The following is a 2,740-nucleotide window of genomic DNA, read 5'->3' on the forward strand; positions in this document are numbered from 1 at the left end:
GCCTTGTCACTCTGGCTCGTTCGAAGCCAGGAGACGATCGACGACCTCGCTTGGATGCGGGCGATGATCCCGCACCATTCCATTGCCATCCTGACCAGCGAGCGGGCCAATATCTCGGACCCGAGGGTCCGGGCACTGGCAGATGCAATCATCGAAGCGCAACTGGCCGAGATCGCGGAAATGAAGCTTTACATCGCGGATATCGAGGCGAACGGCGAGGCACCTGCGGGCACACCCCGAGCGGAAGTCGAATGACGCTACAGTTGGCTGAAAGTAGACGTCGCGGCTGGAATAGAAATCATGAACAGAAAAGGAAATACAATGGCTTATACAATCAACCGCCTGATAGCGGACGCCGGTTTTGACGCCGTTGACGCGCGCACCCGGGCTGCACTGGGCGACAAGGGTTTTGGCATTCTTACCGAGATCGACGTCAAAGCGACGATGAAGAAAAAGCTGGATGTCGACATGCCAGCTTACCGCATTCTCGGTGCGTGCAACCCGAAGATGGCGCATCAGGCCATCGGAATGGAGCCGCGCTTGGGTGCGATGTTGCCTTGCAATGTGATCCTGCGTGAGGTCGATGGCGGGATCGAGGTCAGCGCGATTGATCCCGTGGCCTCGATGCAAGCCATCGACAATGCTGCGTTGCATGCTGTCGCCGGTCAGGTGCGAGACCTGCTGGCGGAAGCCGTGGCCGCGATTTGAGATGAGCTTGCGCACCGGTATTCTGGCAGCGATGGCAGGCCTTGGCCTTGTCCTGCTCGGGGTATGGTGGTTTGCGCCTGCAATCCTGGTTGATGTCATGCACCTGATGAAACGCGAGGCGCTTGAAACATTGATGGCGCAAGCGGGCATCTGGGGCCCCCTGCTGATCATTGGCCTCATGACCGTGGCCGTGGTCGCCAGTCCGATCCCAAGCGCGCCGATCGCTCTGGCCGCTGGTGCGGCCTACGGGCATGTCTGGGGTACTGTCTATGTCGTGATTGGGGCAGAACTCGGCGCGTTGATCGCCTTCGGACTTGCGCGGGTACTCGGGCGCGATGCGCTCAAACACGTGTTCGGCACGTCGGTGGATGCCGGGCTGCTTGGATCGCAGAATGCTCTGACTGGGACCGTGTTTATCAGCCGACTGATGCCTTTCGTATCCTTCGACATGATCAGCTATGCGGCAGGCCTGAGTTGCCTGCATGGCTGGCGGTTTGCGTTGGCAACACTGGCTGGAATCATACCTGCGAGCTTCCTGCTTGCCCATGTTGGCATCGAGGCGGCCAGTGGAGACATGAGCCAAGCCACATGGACGGTTCTCGGCCTTGGCCTTGTCACCGGATTGCCTCTGCTCTGGATCGCGATCAGGCCCAAGGGCAAAAAACCAACCTGATAGCTGAGGGCTATAAGGGGAAAACTAAAACAGCTTGAGCTTCCAGTCACTGGATACCTCAGGACGAAACAAATCATAAGAAAGTTGGCAGGACATGGAACACGATCATCAGCACGCAAAATCCGACAGTTCGACTGGTGAAACGGCCAAAGATCCCGTTTGCGGGATGACGGTTGCGATCAAGCCCGACACGCGGCACGCCGAGTTCGGAGACAAGACCTTTCACTTCTGTTCCGAGAAATGCCAGACCAAGTTCAAGGGCGATCCGTGGTTCTATGCCTCGGGTCGAGCCGCGGGGCGCAAGAAAGCTGTAGCGGCGAACGTTCAATACACCTGTCCGATGCACCCCGAGATCGTCCGTGATGCGCCGGGGGCCTGCCCGATCTGCGGCATGGCGTTGGAACCGATGCTGCCTTCGGATGAGCCCAGCCATGAGCTGACGGATTTCACGCGCCGGATGTGGGTCTCGGCGGCGGCAGCGGTGCCGCTGATCGTGCTGACGATGGGGCCCATGGTGGGTCTGCCGATCCGGGACTGGATCGGGCATCAGACGGCGGGCTATCTCGAATTTCTTCTGGCGACGCCAATCGTCCTTTGGGCAGCGCTACCATTCTTCAAACGCGGCTGGGACTCGGTTATGAACCGCTCCCCCAATATGTGGACGCTGATCTCGCTCGGCGTGGCGGCTGCTTATATCTACTCGCTCTTCGCGGTGTTCCTGCCCGATCTTTTCCCCGAAGCCTACCGAATGGGTCACGGCGTCGGCACCTATTTCGAGGCGTCGGTGGTGATCGTAGCACTGGTCTTTTTCGGCCAGGTGCTGGAGCTGCGCGCGCGCGAACGCACCGGTGACGCGATCCGTGCGCTTCTCGACCTGGCCCCCAAGACCGCGCGACGGATCCTGCCGGATGGCACGGAATACGACGCACCTTTGGAAAACATCATGGAAGGCGACCGGCTGCGGGTGCGCCCCGGCGATGCGGTGCCGGTGGATGGCGTAGTGATCGAGGGGCGATCCTCCCTGGACGAAAGCATGCTGACCGGCGAGTCGATGCCGGTGGAAAAGGGGCCGGGCGACGAAGTGACCGGGGCGACGATCAACCATAACGGCAGCCTGGTGATTGAGGCCGGTAAGGTTGGCGCCGACACCGTGCTGGCGCAGATCGTGGCCATGGTGTCGAATGCGCGCCGCTCGCGCGCACCGATTCAGGGAATGGCCGACCGGGTTTCCGCAATCTTCGTGCCGACCGTGGTGGCGGTCTCGATCTTCGCGTTCATCGTGTGGATGATCTTCGGACCCGAACCTGTTCTGGTCTTTGCCATCGCCTCGGCGGTCTCGGTGTTGATCATCGCCTGCCC

The 2,740-nt window shown here is 60.5% G+C and carries 4 protein-coding genes; all 4 read left to right on the forward strand.

The window, feature by feature from the left end; genetic code table 11:
* The coding region (locus L0H65_RS17800; RefSeq protein ID WP_301460553.1) for a DUF305 domain-containing protein at positions 1–255 on the forward strand (255 nt) is incomplete at its 5' end.
* A 66-nt stretch (positions 256–321) separates the two neighbouring features.
* Positions 322–708, forward strand: a complete 387-nt coding sequence (locus L0H65_RS17805) for a DUF302 domain-containing protein (RefSeq protein ID WP_301460554.1) — start codon at positions 322–324, stop codon at positions 706–708.
* Between the two features lies 1 nt (position 709).
* Complete coding sequence (locus L0H65_RS17810; RefSeq protein WP_301460555.1) at positions 710–1,381, forward strand: TVP38/TMEM64 family protein; 672 nt, start codon at positions 710–712, stop codon at positions 1,379–1,381.
* A gap of 94 nt (positions 1,382–1,475) precedes the next feature.
* Positions 1,476–2,740: HAD-IC family P-type ATPase (locus tag L0H65_RS17815; protein ID WP_301460556.1), on the forward strand; the 1,265-nt coding region annotated here is incomplete at its 3' end.

Source organism: Pseudorhodobacter sp. (assembly GCF_030452865.1).
Taxonomy (GTDB): domain Bacteria; phylum Pseudomonadota; class Alphaproteobacteria; order Rhodobacterales; family Rhodobacteraceae; genus Pseudorhodobacter.